The 14,784-nt window shown below is 72.3% G+C and carries 9 protein-coding genes; 1 reads left to right on the top strand and 8 read right to left on the bottom strand.

Annotation, left to right across the window (positions count from 1 at the left end; genetic code table 11):
- Positions 1-18: 18 nt before the first annotated feature.
- From VIW71_RS02150 to galE, 3 genes are all read right to left on the bottom strand, one after another.
- The gene (locus tag VIW71_RS02150) at positions 19-510 is read right to left on the bottom strand and encodes a hypothetical protein (RefSeq protein ID WP_331620123.1); all 492 of its coding nucleotides are present in this window, start codon (positions 508-510) and stop codon (positions 19-21) included.
- A gap of 166 nt (positions 511-676) precedes the next feature.
- Entirely contained in the window at positions 677-1,852 is a 1,176-nt protein-coding gene (gene proB / locus VIW71_RS02145) for a glutamate 5-kinase (RefSeq protein WP_414720627.1), read from the bottom strand.
- 77 nt (positions 1,853-1,929) lie between these two features.
- Positions 1,930-2,901 (bottom strand): UDP-glucose 4-epimerase GalE, encoded by a 972-nt coding sequence (gene galE / locus VIW71_RS02140; protein WP_331620120.1) that lies wholly within the window; start codon positions 2,899-2,901, stop codon positions 1,930-1,932.
- Positions 2,902-3,072: 171 nt separating this feature from the next.
- Here galE and VIW71_RS02135 point away from each other — a divergent pair, with 171 nt between their 5' ends.
- Positions 3,073-6,639 carry a bifunctional glycosyltransferase/CDP-glycerol:glycerophosphate glycerophosphotransferase gene (locus tag VIW71_RS02135; RefSeq protein ID WP_331620119.1) on the top strand — a complete coding sequence of 1,189 codons (3,567 nt, stop codon included), beginning with the start codon at positions 3,073-3,075 and terminating at the stop codon, positions 6,637-6,639.
- 159 nt (positions 6,640-6,798) lie between these two features.
- Here VIW71_RS02135 and VIW71_RS02130 read toward each other — a convergent pair whose 3' ends face one another.
- From VIW71_RS02130 to VIW71_RS02110, 5 genes are all read right to left on the bottom strand, one after another.
- Complete coding sequence (locus VIW71_RS02130) at positions 6,799-8,385, bottom strand: glycosyltransferase family 2 protein (protein WP_331620116.1); 1,587 nt, start codon at positions 8,383-8,385, stop codon at positions 6,799-6,801.
- Between the two features lie 299 nt (positions 8,386-8,684).
- Positions 8,685-10,127, bottom strand: coding sequence for a GTPase ObgE (obgE, locus tag VIW71_RS02125; RefSeq protein WP_331620115.1), 1,443 nt, complete (start codon positions 10,125-10,127; stop codon positions 8,685-8,687).
- Between the two features lie 189 nt (positions 10,128-10,316).
- Positions 10,317-10,571, bottom strand: a complete 255-nt coding sequence (gene rpmA / locus VIW71_RS02120) for a 50S ribosomal protein L27 (protein WP_331620114.1) — start codon at positions 10,569-10,571, stop codon at positions 10,317-10,319.
- A 14-nt stretch (positions 10,572-10,585) separates the two neighbouring features.
- Positions 10,586-10,906, bottom strand: a complete 321-nt coding sequence (gene rplU, locus VIW71_RS02115; RefSeq protein WP_331620113.1) for a 50S ribosomal protein L21 — start codon at positions 10,904-10,906, stop codon at positions 10,586-10,588.
- A gap of 380 nt (positions 10,907-11,286) precedes the next feature.
- Positions 11,287-14,784, bottom strand: a 3,498-nt coding sequence (locus VIW71_RS02110; RefSeq protein WP_414720626.1) for an Rne/Rng family ribonuclease, incomplete at its 5' end; no start/stop codon positions are given.

The raw sequence follows: 14,784 nt of genomic DNA, 5'->3' as shown, positions 1-14,784 counted from the left end.
GTACCGGGCGGCGCGGGTTCAGAACGGATGAACGCCGACCGGCACCGCGGGCGGCGGCCCGTATCCCTCGGCAAGGCGCTGGTGGTAGGTGGCCCGGTCGATCACCTCCAGGCCGACCGTCTCCCACGGCGGCAGCCCCGCGGTGGACCGGTGCTCGCCCCACAGGCGCAGCGCCATCGCGGCGGCGTCGTGCACGTCGCGGGCCTCCTCCCAGTACCGGACCTCCGCGTGGTCGACGGCATAGCGGCTGGTCAGCAGGAAGGGGTGGTCGTTGGCGAGCTGTTCGAGGCCGCGTCTGACCTCGGCCAGCGGGGTCCGCGGCCCCGAGACGCTGAGGGTGACGTGCCACAGCCGGGAAGGGTCGCGCTCCTCGGCCTGGCAAGGCGCCGCCGCGCCACCGCCACCGGAGCCCCCGGTGCCGGCCGTGCCGGTGCCGCCGCCGCTGTCGACGCTGACCAGCGCGCGTTCTGCCGTACCCCTGGACAACGGCCCTGGGCGCCCTCGTTTCACCGGCGGCCTCCCTGTGGGTTACGTTCCCGAGCGCCGTCCGCGCGCGGAAGGTCCCTTGCGGAACCGGGTGGCCCCGCGCGGTGCGGACGACTCCTCCGCATCAAAGTTGACCAGGCTCGGGCAGAGTGCGGGGCCGTTTTACCCAAGAAGTACCGAGCGGGCTCGCTCAGGGGCGCAGGAGTACGAGGTCGTCGCGGTGCACGACCTCGCGTTCGTAGGCCGGGCCGAGCTCCCTGGCCAGGTCCCGGGTGGACCGGCCGAGCAGCCTGGGCAGCTCGCGGGCGTCGAAGTTGACCAGGCCGCGGGCGACCGCGCGGCCCGACTCGTCCAGCAGGTCGACCGGGTCCCCGGCCACGAAGTCGCCCTCCACCGCGGTCAGCCCCGCGGGCAGCAGCGAGCCGCCGGTCTGGGTGACCGCGCGGACCGCGCCCGCGTCCAGCCGGAGTGCGCCGCGCGGGGTGGAGGCGTGCGCCAGCCACAGCAGCCGGTCGGCGGAGCGCTTGCCGGTGCGGTGGAAGTACGTGCCGGTGGGCCGCCCGGCGAGCGCGTCGGCGGCGTGCACGGCCGAGGTGAGGACGACCGGGACCCCGGCGCCGGTGGCGATCGCGGCGGCCTCCACCTTGGTGACCATCCCGCCGGTGCCGACCCCGGCCCGGCCCGCGCTGCCGATGGAGACCCCTTCCAGGTCCTTGGGGCCGGTGACCTCGGCTATCCGGCTGGTGCCGGGGGTCCGCGGGTCGCCGTCATAGAGGCCGTCCACGTCGGAGAGCAGCACCAGCAGGTCGGCCCGGACCAGGTGGGCGACGAGCGCGGCGAGCCGGTCGTTGTCGCCGAACCTGATCTCGTCCGTGGCGACCGTGTCGTTCTCGTTGACGACCGGCAGCGCACCCATGGCCAGGAGCTGGTCCAGGGTGCGGTACGCGTTGCGGTAGTGGGTACGGCGGCTGACGTCGTCGGAGGTGAGCAGCACCTGGCCGACGCGGATGCCGTAGCGGGCGAAGGAGGCGGTGTAGCGGGCCACCAGCAGGCCCTGGCCGACGCTGGCGGCGGCCTGCTGCCGGGCCAGGTCGCGGGGGCGCCGGTCCAGGCCGAGCGGGGCGAGACCGGCGGCGATGGCGCCGGAGGAGACCAGCACGATCTCGCGGTCGCCCGCCGAACGGTCGCCGCCGGAGCGGTCGCCCGAGGAGCGCTCGCCTCTCCCCCGCTCCCCGCCCGGCCGCTCGCCTCTCGCCTTGGCCAGCACGTCCACCAGCGCGTCCACCCGGTCCGCGTCCAGGCCGCCCGCGGCGGTGGTCAGCGAGGAGGAGCCGACCTTGACCACGACCCTGCGGGCCTCCACCACGTCCTGCCGTGCCGCCGCTGTCACGTGCGTCCCTCGTATCCGGTGTGTACTGCTGGTACTGCTGACGGTGGTCCGGCCTACCGGGGGTGCCGCAGCCGCCAGCCTTCCCATGCCGAGGCCACCATCTGCCGGACGTCGTACCGGGCCGTCCAGTCGAGCTCCTTGGTGATCGACTCGGCCGACGCGACGACGCGGGCCGGATCGCCGGGGCGGCGCGGGGCCACCTCGGGTTCGACACCAGTGTGGCCCGAAACCTCGACGATGATCTCCACCATCTCGGCCACCGAGACGCCCTCGCCGCGGCCGATGTTCAGCACCAGCGCGGCCTGCGGGTCCTCGACGAGGCGGCGGGCGGCGGCGACGTGCGCGGAGGCGATGTCCTCGACGTGGATGTAGTCGCGGACGCAGGTGCCGTCGGGCGTGGGGTAGTCGTCGCCGAAGACGAGCGGCGGCTCGCCCCGTTCGAGCCTCTGGAACACCATCGGGACGAGGTTGAAGACGCCCGGGTCGCCGAGTCCGGGGCTGGCCGCGCCCGCGACGTTGAAGTAGCGCAGGGACGCGGTGGCGATGCCGTGGGCCCTGCCGACCGCGTTCACCAGCCACTCCCCGGCCAGCTTGGTCTCGCCGTACGGGCTCATCGGCTCGCACGGGGTCTGCTCGGTGACCAGGTCGACGTCGGGCATTCCGTATACAGCCGCGGAGGAGGAGAAGACGAAGCGGCGCACCCCGGCGTCGACCGCCGACTCCAGTACGGTCCGCAGCCCCTCGACGTTCTCGCGGTAATACCACAGCGGGCGTTCCACTGATTCCGCGACCTGCTTCTTGGCGGCGATGTGCACGATGCCGTCGACCGCGTACTCCCGCATCACCCGGTCGAGCGTGCCCCGGTCCAGCACACTCCCCCGTTCGACCGGCACCGCGGCGGGCAGCCGCGCGGGGTCGCCGGTGCTGAAGTCGTCCACGACGACGACCCGCTCACCGCCGTCCACGAGCGCCTTGACGACATGCGAACCGATGTATCCGGCACCGCCGGTGATCATCCAGGTCATATCGCCACTCTAAGCGAGCACAAGTCGTTGCGATAAACTCCCGGTGAACCGGGAGTACCCGGCGCCACCGGAAAGCTCCAGGAAGAACGCCAGGAGAGCTCCCGGCAAGCTCGTGGAAAGCAGGGCTCGCGGTTCACCCCCCTGCCGGCCACGGAAAGGTTGTTGCGCCTCATGATCCCTCGGCTCTCGGTGGTCGTGCCGATCTACAACGTCGAGACCTACCTTGAGGAGTGCCTCGACTCGCTGGCCGGCCAGACCCTGCAAGAGCTCGAAGTGGTCATGGTGGACGACGGTTCCACGGACTCCAGCGCCGAGATCGCCCGCGCCTTCGCCTCCCGCGACGCGCGCTTCACCCTCGTCCAGCAGCCCAACGGCGGCCTGGGCAGCGCCCGTAACACCGGTGTGCGCAACTGCACGCCGGGCGTGGACTATCTGACCTTCGTCGACAGCGACGACGTCATCCCTGACTACGCGTACGACCTGTGCGTGCGCACCCTGGACGGGACCGGCTCGGACTTCCTGTCCGGGAACGTGCTGCTGCTGCGGCTGGCAGGCACCTCCCAGTCGCCCATGCACAAGCGGACGATGGCCACCACCCGGCTCAGGACGCACATCACCCGCGACGAGACGCTGATATACGACCGGCTGGCGCCCAACAAGGTCTTCCGCCGGGACTTCTGGGAGAAATACCAGATGGCGTTCCCCGAGGGCGTGCTCTACGAGGACATCCCGCTCACCATCCCGGCCCACTTCCGGGCCCGCAGCGTGGACGTCCTCAGCGACCCGGTCTACTACTGGCGGCAGCGCGAGGCGGGCGCCGGCCCGTCCATCACGCAGCGCCGCACCGAGCTCAACGCGGTACGCGACCGGGTGGCCGCCGTCGACTCGGTGAGCCGGTTCCTGGCCGCGCAGCCCGGCAAGGAGTACCGCACGTACAAGCGGTGGTACGACAAGTCGGCGATCGGCAGCGACATCCGGATCTTCATCAACGTCCTGCCCGAGGCGGACCAGGAGTTCCGCGAGCTGTTCATGAAGGTCGCCTCCGACTTCCTCAGCCGGGTGGACCCGCACACGCTGGACGCGCTGCCGTCGATCATGCGGCTGAAGTGGCATCTGATCCGCGCGGGCAAGCTCGACGAGCTGATGGAGGTGCTCGCGTACGAGAAGAAGGGCACCGGAGGCGCCCTGCCGGTGGTGCGCCGCTTCCGCCGGTACGCCAAGTACCCGTTCTTCAAGGACCCCTCGGTCGGTGTGCCCAAGCATGTCTACCGACTGGGGCAGGAACTCGCGCTGCGCACCAAGGTGCAGAGCATCGGCTGGGAGGGCGACAGACTCAAGATCTCCGGCCACTCCTACGTCAGCAATCTGAACGTCCACAAGCGGCACATGTCGCTGAAGGTCATCGGCCTGCGCAACAGCAGGACCAAGCGCACCCTGATCCTGCCCGCCAGGACCGTGCGCCGTCCCGAGGCCACCGCCGGTTCCGGGCAGGGCCGTTACTCCTACGACTGGTCCGGCTTCGAGCTGACCCTGGACACCAACCGGCTGAAGAGCAAAGGCCAGTGGGCCGAGGGCACCTGGCGGTTCGCGATAGGCAACCTCAGCCGCGGGCTGCTGCGCCGCGGGGCGCTCAACCCGGGCGCGTTCGGCTCCGGTACCCACCCGCCGGTGCACTACGTGGACGCGGCGACGCGGATCGTGCCGCTGTTCGTCGGCGGCCGACTGCGGCTGCGGGTGGAGAAGGTCAAGGCCCGCGCCACCGGACACGAACTGGCCGGTGGTCACATCGTGCTGCGCGGGCTGGTCACCGGGCGGTTCACCGAGGGCACCCGGCTGGGCATCCACCACCTCAAGACGCCCGCCGAGCACCACTACCCGCTGGAGCCGGGCCCGTTCAAGGACGGCGCCACCGCCTTCACCGTACGCATCCCGGTCGCCGACATGGTGGCGGGCCGCACCGCCGGGAACCCGCTGTCGTCGGTGAAGCCCCCCACCGCCGAGACCTGGCGGACCGACATCGTCGTCCCCGGCGAGGACAAGCCCCGGCAGCTCATCGCCGACGACGGCCTGAACGCCGGCCACTACCCGGTGCGGCCGGCCGCCTCAGGTCTCCCCCGCGAACTGGCCCTGCACCGCAACGCGCCCGGCTACCTGCTGCTCAGCGACCAGTTGCTGCGCCCCCTGGTGGACACGCTGACCTGGGACACCCGCGGCGAACTGCTGATCGAGGGCGACTGCCCGACCTCCACCGGGCGGGTGGACATCCTGCTCAAGCACCGCGCCCACCACGAGGTGAAGAGCTTCACCGCGACCGTCACCGACGGGCGGTTCTCGGTCCGGCTGACCCCGGCCGCCGTCACCTCGCTGGCCGGCACGCTGCCGCTGCGGCCCGGCCGATGGGACGTGATGTTCCAGAACACCTCGGTCAGCGACGAACTCTCCCCGGTGGTGGTCGTCCCCGAGCTGACCGAGCGGCTGCCCGCCACCACGGTGGTGCGCGGCCGTACGTACCAGGCCGCCGGATACGGCTACGACAAGCTCGCCCTCGAAGTGACCTCCTCACTCAAGGACGACGAGCGCGGCCCGTACCGGCAGCGGCTGCTGCGCACCCACACCTACGCGGAGGCGCGCCGGCAGCCGCTGCGGGACGCGGTGCTCTACGACAGCTACACCGGCAAGCAGTTCTCCGACTCGCCGCGCGCGGTGTACGAGGAGTTCGTCCGCCGCGGGGAGCCCCTTGAGCACCTGTGGGTGGTCAGGGACGACCAGGTGGAGCTGCCGGAGGGCGCGCAGACGGTACGGATGTGGGGCCGCGAGTGGTTCGAGGCGATGGCCCGCTGCCGGTACATCGTCACCAACGCGCACCTGCCGCACTGGATCAAGCGGCGCGAGGGCCAGGTCATCGTGCAGGCGTGGCACGGCACCCCGCTGAAGAAGATCGGCCACGACATAGAGGACGTCCAGTTCGCCAACGCCCGCTACCTGGACAACGTCGCCGAGGAGTCGAGGAGCTGGAGCTTCCTGGTCTCCCCCAACCGCTTCTCCACCCCCATCCTCAAGCGCGCCTTCGCCTTCGACGGCGAACTGCTGGAGGCCGGCTATCCGCGCAACGACCTGCTCTACTCGCCGCGCGCCGAGGAGATCGCCCGCGAGGTCAAGGAGCGGATCGGCATCCCCGCCGACCGCAAGGTCGTGCTGTACGCGCCGACCTGGCGTGACGACCAGTTCTACGGTCCCGGCCGCTACAAGCTGGACCTGCGTCTGGACCTGGCCAAGGCCCGCGAGGCGCTGGGCGACCGGTACGCGCTGATGATCCGCCGCCACCCCAACGTGGTGGACACCGTGCCGGGCGCGGGTGAGGGCTTCGTCTGGGACGTCTCGGAGTACCCGGAGATAGCCGAGCTCTTCCTCGCCGCGGACGCGCTGGTCACGGACTACTCCTCGCTGATGTTCGACTACGCGAACACCGGCCGCCCGATGCTCTTCTTCACCTACGACCTGGAGCACTACCGCGACCAGCTCCGCGGCTTCTACTTCGACTTCGAGCGGGAGGCCCCCGGCCCGCTGATCGCCGGCTCCGACAAGCTGATCACGGCGCTGGGCGACCTGGACGCGGTCGGCGAGCGGTACCGGCAGGCGTACAAGAAGTTCCAGGAGGTCTTCTGCGACCTGGACGACGGGCAGGCGGCCGTCCGGGTGATCGAGCGGATGCGGGAGCTCGCGAAGGGGAGCGTGTAGCCGTCGGGCAAGGGCGCGCCGGTGCCGAAAACGGGCGCGCCCGCAAGACCGCGGGGAACGAGCGATCGAGCACGGCCGGCCTCCCCCGGACTCCGTCCGGAGGGACCCCCACACCCGGTCCCCGCGCGCCCGGAGGCGAGAGCGCGGCACGAGAGGCGCTCAGCGGCCCAGCAGCCTGCGCAGCCGCCCGCCCGCCACCCGCCGGGCGCCCTGCACCCCGTCGGCGACCCGCAGGATCAAGGCGCGGCCCGGGGTGATGTGGGTCTGCACCAGCAGGACCTGCCCGGTGGGGCGGACCACCGCGCTGCGCCGCGCCTCCTGGCCGTCGGCGGCCCGGACCTCCACCGGGGTACGCCCGGAGGTGCCCGCGTACCGGATCTCCGCGCGGACGTGCCAGACCGCGAGCCGCCCACCGCGGCCGAGGTCCGCGGTGTTCAGCCGGAGCGCGGCGGTCCAGCCGTCGCCCTCGCCGATCAGCGGGGTCTCCACACTGACGGCGGGCTTGGCCGTGCCGCGTTCGGTGAGCTCCACCCGCAGGGCCACCGGGTGCAGCGCGGCGAGCCGCCCGTACAGTTCGTGCACCCGCAGGCTCAGCCGGGTGTGGGCGCCGGTCTGCACCTGGGCGTCCACGGTGACCGGCAGCGCCTCGGGGCCCAGTTCGGCCAGCTCCGGCGGGGGCGTGCTCCCGTACGGCGGGATGAGCCGCGGCGGGCGGGCGGCCAGCTCCACCAGGCGGCCGAGCCCGGTCGCCCCGGGCTCCGGCTCGTCGGCGCCGGGCGCGGTCAGCGCCCGGGCCATCCAGCGGGACGGCACGGCGGCCAGCGCCACGCCCTCCCGGTCGAACCCGGCCACGTAGTCACGGGTCGCCCGCCACCACTCGCTGACGTACGCGGCAGGCCGCTGCGGCAGTTCCCGTATGTACATCGGCAGGTCGTACTCGAGGAACTTGGCCTGCGCGGCCTCGGCGAGCCCGTACGCACCCGCGTCGCGGAAGGTGTCCACGACGCCGCGGTGCGCCGCTATGCGGTGCCGCCAGTTGGCGACGTCGGCGCGGCGCAGCGAGATGGACAGGCGGGCGGCCTGGCGGCGGACGTGCCAGACGTAGACGAGCGCGGCGCAGTACACGATCCGGGGGCGGGCGGCGTAGACGCGCGCGGTGAAGACGAAGTCCTCGTAGTGGAAGGCGCCGTCGGGGAAGGTGAGCCGGCGGTCACGGAGGAAGGCGGTGCGGTAGAGCTTGTTGACCGACAGGGTGTCCCAGAGGAGTTCGGGGTGGCCCTCGATGCCGCGCAGGACGGTGTCGGAGCCGGGCAGGGCGGCGTCCTGCCCGTAGATCTCCGGCGCCCACAGGGTCTCCCGGCCGCCGGGCAGCTCGCGCCGTACCGCCCGGCCCGCGGTGACGTCCGCACGGTACCGCTCGGCCGGCTGCAGCAGCGCGTCCACCGCACCGTCCGGCAGTACGTCGTCGCTGTCGAGGAAAAGCAGGTAGGGGTACTGCGCCGCGCCGATGCCGTCGTTGCGCGGCGTGCCGCAGCCACCGCTGTTGGTGGTGCGCGGCAGCAGGCGGACCCGGGGGTCGGCGTCGGCGAGCGGGGCGAGCGCCTCCGCGGTGGTGTCGGTCGAGCAGTCGTCCACGACCAGCACCTCGCCGACCGCGTCACCCTGGCCCAGTGCGGACCGTATCGCCGTGGTGACGTGTTCCGCGTCGTTGTAAGTGATCACGACGACGCTGACGCGTGCCTTCACATGCCCTCACTTCTGCTCGGCTCCGGTGCGCCGCACTGCTCCGCTGCGAGCCCCCAGCGTAGTATTTGTCGCTTTCCACCGCTCACTCAGGGGTGACCACCCGCACGCGCACTGCAACGGTCCGCTGTCCGGCCCACGCGGCGGGTACCCGTCACGGCCGGACCTCGCCCGCACCCGTGACGGGTATCCGCGTACGGCGCCGAAAGCAGCCCCCGGCGCTCCTGCGGGGCACCGCCCGCCGCAGCCGGGACGGCGACCCGCGACTGCGCACGGCACCCCACCCGGCCACCCGCAGCCCGTTACGCGAACGGATCGAACCCCCGGTACTCCTCCTCCGCCTCGTCCCGCTCTGCCTGCCTCTCACGACGACGCGTGACGGCGGCCCGGGGAGCGTCGAAACGGTGGTCCTCACCGCGGCGGCCGAGCATTTCGGCGCCGGCGGCGAGGGAGGGTTCCCAGTCGAAGACGACCGCGTCGTCGTCGGAGCCGATGGCGACGCCGTCGCCGGCCTGGGCGCCGGCCTTGAGAAGCTCGTCCTCGACGCCGAGCCGGTTGAGGCGGTCGGCGAGGTAGCCGACCGCCTCGTCGTTGGCGAAGTCGGTCTGGCGGACCCAGCGTTCGGGCTTCTCGCCGCGGACGCGGAAGAACTGGTCGCCCTCGTGGGTGACGGTGAAGCCCGCGTCGTCCACGGCCTGCGGGCGGATGACGATCCGGGTGGACTCCTGGGCCGGCTGCGCGGCGCGCGTATCGGCGACGATCTTCGCCAGCGCGTACGACAGGTCCTTCAGACCCTCGTGGGAGACGGCGGACACCTCGAAGACCGGGTAGCCGCGGGCCTCCAGATCGGGGCGGATCATCTCGGCGAGGTCGCGGCCGTCGGGTACGTCGATCTTGTTGAGCACGACCAGCCGAGGCCGGTTCTCCAGCCCACCGCCGTACGCCCGCAGTTCCGCCTCGATGACGCCGAGGTCGGTCACCGGGTCGCGGTCGGACTCAAGGGTGGCCGTGTCCAGCACGTGCACCAGCACCGAGCAGCGCTCGACGTGCCGCAGGAACTCCAGGCCCAGGCCCCGCCCCTCGCTGGCGCCGGGGATCAGCCCCGGCACGTCCGCGATCGTGTAGACAGTCGAACCGGCCGTCACCACACCGAGGTTGGGCACCAGCGTGGTGAACGGGTAGTCGGCGATCTTCGGCTTCGCCGCCGACAGGACGGAGATCAGCGAGGACTTGCCGGCGCTCGGGTAGCCGACCAGCGCCACATCGGCGACGGTCTTCAGCTCCAGCACGACGTCCCGGGCCTGCCCGGGTTCGCCGAGCAGCGCGAAACCGGGGGCCTTGCGGCGGGCCGACGCGAGCGCCGCGTTGCCGAGGCCGCCGCGCCCGCCCTGGCCGGCGACGTACCTGGTGCCCTGGCCGACCAGATCCGCGAGCACGTTGCCGTGCCGGTCGAGTACGACGGTGCCGTCCGGCACCGGCAGCACCAGATCCGTACCGTCCTTGCCCGAGCGGTTGCCGCCCTCGCCGGGCTTGCCGTTGGTGGCCTTGCGGTGCGGGCTGTGGTGGTACTCGAGCAGCGTCGTGACGTCCTGGTCGACCACGAGGATCACATCGCCGCCGCGCCCGCCGTTGCCGCCGTCCGGCCCGCCGAGCGGCTTGAACTTCTCCCGGTGCACGGAGGCGCAGCCGTGGCCTCCGTTACCCGCGGCGACATGCAGCTCGACGCGGTCCACGAAGGTGGTCATGGTGCTTCCTCCAGATACGTACGGGATGGTGCGGGATACCGCGGGTTCGTGCCGAACGGTGCGGAATCGCGCTCTTGCCGGATGGTCACCCGGGGTGGTAACGCGCCGAGGGCGGCCCCGCCTTCCCGTGGTACGGGAGGCGAGGTCCGCCCTCGAAAGTTCTTCGGTCCGTCCTGGAAGCCGGGAGGCTCAGGCAGCCGGAACGATGTTCACGACGCGGCGACCGCGCTTCGTACCGAACTCGACCGCACCGGCGGCGAGGGCGAACAGCGTGTCGTCCTTGCCGATGCCGACGCCGGAACCGGGGTGGAAGTGGGTGCCGCGCTGGCGGACGATGATCTCACCGGCGCTGACGAGCTGACCGCCGAAGCGCTTCACGCCGAGCCGCTGAGCGTTGGAGTCGCGACCGTTCCGGGTGGACGATGCGCCCTTCTTGTGTGCCATCTCTCCTCAGTCCCTTACTTCGCAGCCGTGGGGATGCCGGTGATCTTCAGCGCCGTGTACTGCTGGCGGTGACCCTGGCGACGGCGGTAACCCGTCTTGTTCTTGTAGCGCAGGATGTCGATCTTCTGGCCCTTGTGGTGGTCCACGACCTCGGCCTCGACCTTGATGCCGGCCAGCACCCAGGGGTCGCTCGTGACGGCGTCCCCGTCCACGACGAGCAGCGTCGAGAGCTCGACCGCGTCGCCCACCTTGCCCGTGGGAATCTTGTCAACCTCGACGATGTCACCGACAGCAACCTTGTGCTGACGGCCACCGCTACGCACGATCGCGTACACGCGGAACTCACTCTCTCGCTCGAATTCGGACCCCTGATGCCAGCCACCCCAGAACAACCCTGCGGGGGGCCTCTCCCGGTGAATCCCAGGAGGACTCTGCTCAGGCGCAGGCGCAGAAACGCCGAAGCTCAAGATTACGGAGTGCGTCCGACGCGGTCAAATCCACCCGGGCGGCCGGAGGAAGGCCCACCCGCCCTGCGGGAAGGCCCGCGGACGGCATCGGACGTCGACCGGCGCAAGCCGCCGACGACGAGACCCACGAGGAGACCCGCAGACGGCGCCGCATCCGTATGCGCGGCGCGGGGGGAAACCCGGCACACCGGCGGGCGGGCGGGAGGCGACATACGCCCCACCCACCGCCGGGGTGCCTGTTCCGTGCCCTACTCCGCGGAGGAGGCCGCCTGCTTCGCCGCGGCCTTCTTGGTGGCCGTCTTCTTCGCGGCGACCTTCTTCGTCGCCGCCTTCTTCGTCGCCTTCTTGGCCGCCGTCTTCTTCGCCGCGGCCTTGCGGGGCGCCCGCTTCTTCGGCTCGGCCTCGTCCGTGGCGTCCTCGGAAACGGGTGCCGGGGCCGGCACCACCACGACCGCCGCGTCCTCCGCGTCCGCCGGGGACCCCGCGGGGGCCGTGACCTTGCGGGTCGCGCGGCGCCGGCTCCGCACCGGCGGCTCCGTCGACACCTCGGGCCCGGCCTCGTCGGGCCCGGCGGGCGCAGTCGGCCGCTCGGCCGTGACGACCACGACCGCCGCGTCCTGCGCGTCCGGCGGGGACCCCGCGGGGGCCGTGACCTCGCGGGTCGCGCGGCGCCGGGTCCGCACCGGCGGCTCGGTGGAGACCTCCGGTACCACCTCCGGTACCATCACCGGCTCGCTCACCGGTACGACCACCACGGCCGGCTCCGGCTCGTGGTCCGCGGCGGGCGGCGCGCCCGCCGGAGCAGTGGCCTTACGGGCGCCACGCCGCCGGGTGCGGCCCCGGGAGGCGCCCGCCGCGGCCTCCGCTTCGGCGGCGGAGCTGAACCACTCCTCCTCCGGGTCGCCGACCGCCGGCACCAGGTCCGACTCGCCGGCCTCGATCGGTTCCAGTTCGGGCAGTTCCTCGACCTCGACAGCCTCAACGGCCTCCGCCGCCTCGGCCTCCTCGATCTCGGCCTCCGGCTCCAGCACGAGCTCGTGGCCCTCGCCGGCCACGACCCCGAGGCCGCGCCCGCGCCGCTTCCGCTTGCCGCCACCGCCGCCGACCGTCGTCGCCTGGTCCATGTGGACGATGACGCCCCGCCCGTTGCAGTGCACGCAGGTCTCGGAGAAGGACTCCAGCAGCCCCTGTCCGACCCGCTTACGGGTCATCTGCACCAGGCCGAGCGAGGTCACCTCGGCCACCTGGTGCTTGGTGCGGTCCCTGCCGAGGCATTCCAGCAGCCGCCGCATCACCAGGTCGCGGTTGGACTCCAGCACCATGTCGATGAAGTCGACGACGACGATGCCGCCGAGGTCCCGCAGCCGGAGCTGGCGGACGATCTCCTCGGCCGCCTCCAGGTTGTTGCGGGTGACGGTCTCCTCCAGGTTTCCGCCCTGCCCGGTGAACTTGCCGGTGTTGACGTCGACCACGACCATCGCCTCGGTCTTGTCGATCACCAGCGAACCGCCGGACGGCAGCCACACCTTGCGGTCCAGCGCCTTGAGCAACTGCTCGTCGATGCGGTACGTCGCGAAGACGTCCACCTCTGAGGTCCATCGCGACAGCCGCTCCGCCAGGTCGGGCGCGACGTGCGACACGTACTCGTGGATCGTGCTCCACGCGTCGTCGCCACTGACGATGACCTTGGAGAAGTCCTCGTTGAAGATGTCGCGGACCACCCGCACGGTCATGTCCGGCTCACCGTAGAGCAGCGTCGGCGCGTTGCCGCTCTTGGCCTTGCGCTGGATGTCCTCCCACTGCCCCTGGAGCCGTTCTACGTCGCGGCGCAGCTCGTCCTCGCTGGCACCCTCGGCGGCGGTGCGGACGATGACTCCCGCGTCCTCGGGGACGATCTTCTTCAGGATGGTCTTCAGCCGGGCCCGTTCGGTGTCGGGCAGCTTGCGGCTGATGCCGGTCATGGAGCCCTCGGGCACGTAGACCAGGTAGCGGCCGGGCAGCGAGACCTGGCTGGTCAGGCGGGCGCCCTTGTGGCCGATCGGGTCCTTGGTGACCTGGACCAGCACGGGCTGGCCGGACTTGAGCGCGGACTCGATGCGGCGCGGGCCGCCGGACAGGCCGAGCGCCTCGAAGTTGACCTCGCCGGCGTACAGGACGGCGTTGCGGCCCTTGCCGATGTCGACGAACGCGGCCTCCATCGACGGCAGCACGTTCTGGACCTTGCCCAGATAGACGTTGCCGACGTAGCTGGTGGCCTGCTCCTTGTTGACGTAGTGCTCGACGAGGACGTCGTCCTCCAGAACGCCGATCTGCGTGCGGTCGCCGTTCTGCCGGACCACCATGACGCGCTCGACCGCCTCGCGGCGGGCCAGGAACTCGGCCTCGGTGATGATCGGCACCCGGCGGCGGCCCTGCTCGCGGCCCTCGCGGCGGCGCTGCTTCTTCGCCTCCAGCCGGGTGGAGCCCTTGATCGACTGCACCTCGTCGGCGCCGGTACCGGCCGGCTCCGACTTCGGGCGGGGCTCGCGGACCTTGACGACGGTGCGCTCGGGATCGTCGCCGGTGTACCCGTCGTCGCCCGCGGCGTCTCCCCCGCGACGGCGGCGACGCCTGCGGCGGCGGCTGGTCGTGGAGCCCGCGCCGCCGTCGGCATCCTGGTCGGCCTGGTCGGCAGCGGACTCGGCGTCGGACTCCTCGTCGTCCCGCTCGTCCTCGTCCTCGTCGGCAGAGGCGTCCTCGTGCTCGGCGGACTCGCCCCGGCGACGGCGGCGGCCACCGCGGCGGCGCCGACGCGACGGGCGCTCCTCGCCCTCGCCGTCGCCGTCCGCGCTCTCCGCGATCTCGTCCTCGGTGTCGTACGGTTCCGCGTCGGCAGAGGATTCGGTCTCCGGCTCGTCGGCGGCGGTCACGGCGGCGACCGGCTGCTCGGCAGCGCCACGACGACGACGGCGACGGCGCGGGGTGCGGTCCTCGTCGGCCTCGTCCTCGTCGGCCTCGACCGGCTCGTGCGGGGCCGCGGGCGCGGTGGGAGCCTGGAACACCGGCGGCTGGAAGACGGCCATCGCGGGCCGTACGGCACGGCGCCGCCCACGGCCCCGGGGCTCCTCCGGCTCGGTCTCCACGGCGGTTTCCGCGCCCTCGGGCCCTGTCCGTACGTCGATGGTCACGGACGCCACGGGAATCCCGAACGCCGCTGCGACCGCCGCCACCGCCTCCGCGGTGGCCTCCTCCACGGTCTGGCCGTAGCCGCGGATCTCATAGGCGTCGTCGACCTCGACGCCCCACCCGTCGCCGTCCCGCAGCGCCTTCCCGGTGTACGCGTTACCGGCCGTACCGTCCTCCTTGGGCGCGAGCGCGCCGGGCTTCAGCCGCCGCGACCCCTCTCCGGCGGAGAAGGTCGGCACGGCGGCCGCCTTCTTGCCCCGCGTCCGCCGAGTGGTGCCTTCGGCGGCGTCGGCGGTACCGGAGGCGGCGGTACGAGCCGCCTGCCGTTGCCGCGTGGCCACGACGGCCTCTCCGTCGTCCGTGCCGGCCGAGGCGCGGTCACCGGGCCCGGCGGACGCCTGCGCGCCGGCGTCGGAAGAAGCTGCGTCGGCAGCGGCGGGGGCCGTCGCCTTGCGGGTGGCGCGCCGGCGGGTCCGCACGGGCGCGTCGGCTTCGGCGGTCTCCGGAGCAGCGGCAGCGGTGTCCGTCTCGGCCACCTCGGCGACGGCCGAGCCGGCCTCGGCGGGCGCACCGGCCGGGGC

This window comes from Streptomyces sp. (genome assembly GCF_036524955.1).
Taxonomy (GTDB): Bacteria; Actinomycetota; Actinomycetes; order Streptomycetales; family Streptomycetaceae; genus Actinacidiphila.
The sequence above is the reverse complement of the archived record's forward strand: the minus strand, read 5'-3'. Positions and strand labels throughout refer to the sequence as shown.

Excerpts from the sequence above, each read along its gene's own strand:
- galE (WP_331620120.1), bottom strand. The coding sequence starts at position 2,901 with ATGACCTGGATGATCACCGGCGGTGCCGGATACATCGGTTCGCATGTC.
- VIW71_RS02135 (WP_331620119.1), top strand. The coding sequence starts at position 3,073 with ATGATCCCTCGGCTCTCGGTGGTCGTGCCGATCTACAACGTCGAGACC.
- obgE (WP_331620115.1), bottom strand. The coding sequence starts at position 10,127 with ATGACCACCTTCGTGGACCGCGTCGAGCTGCATGTCGCCGCGGGTAAC.
- rpmA (WP_331620114.1), bottom strand. The coding sequence starts at position 10,571 with ATGGCACACAAGAAGGGCGCATCGTCCACCCGGAACGGTCGCGACTCC.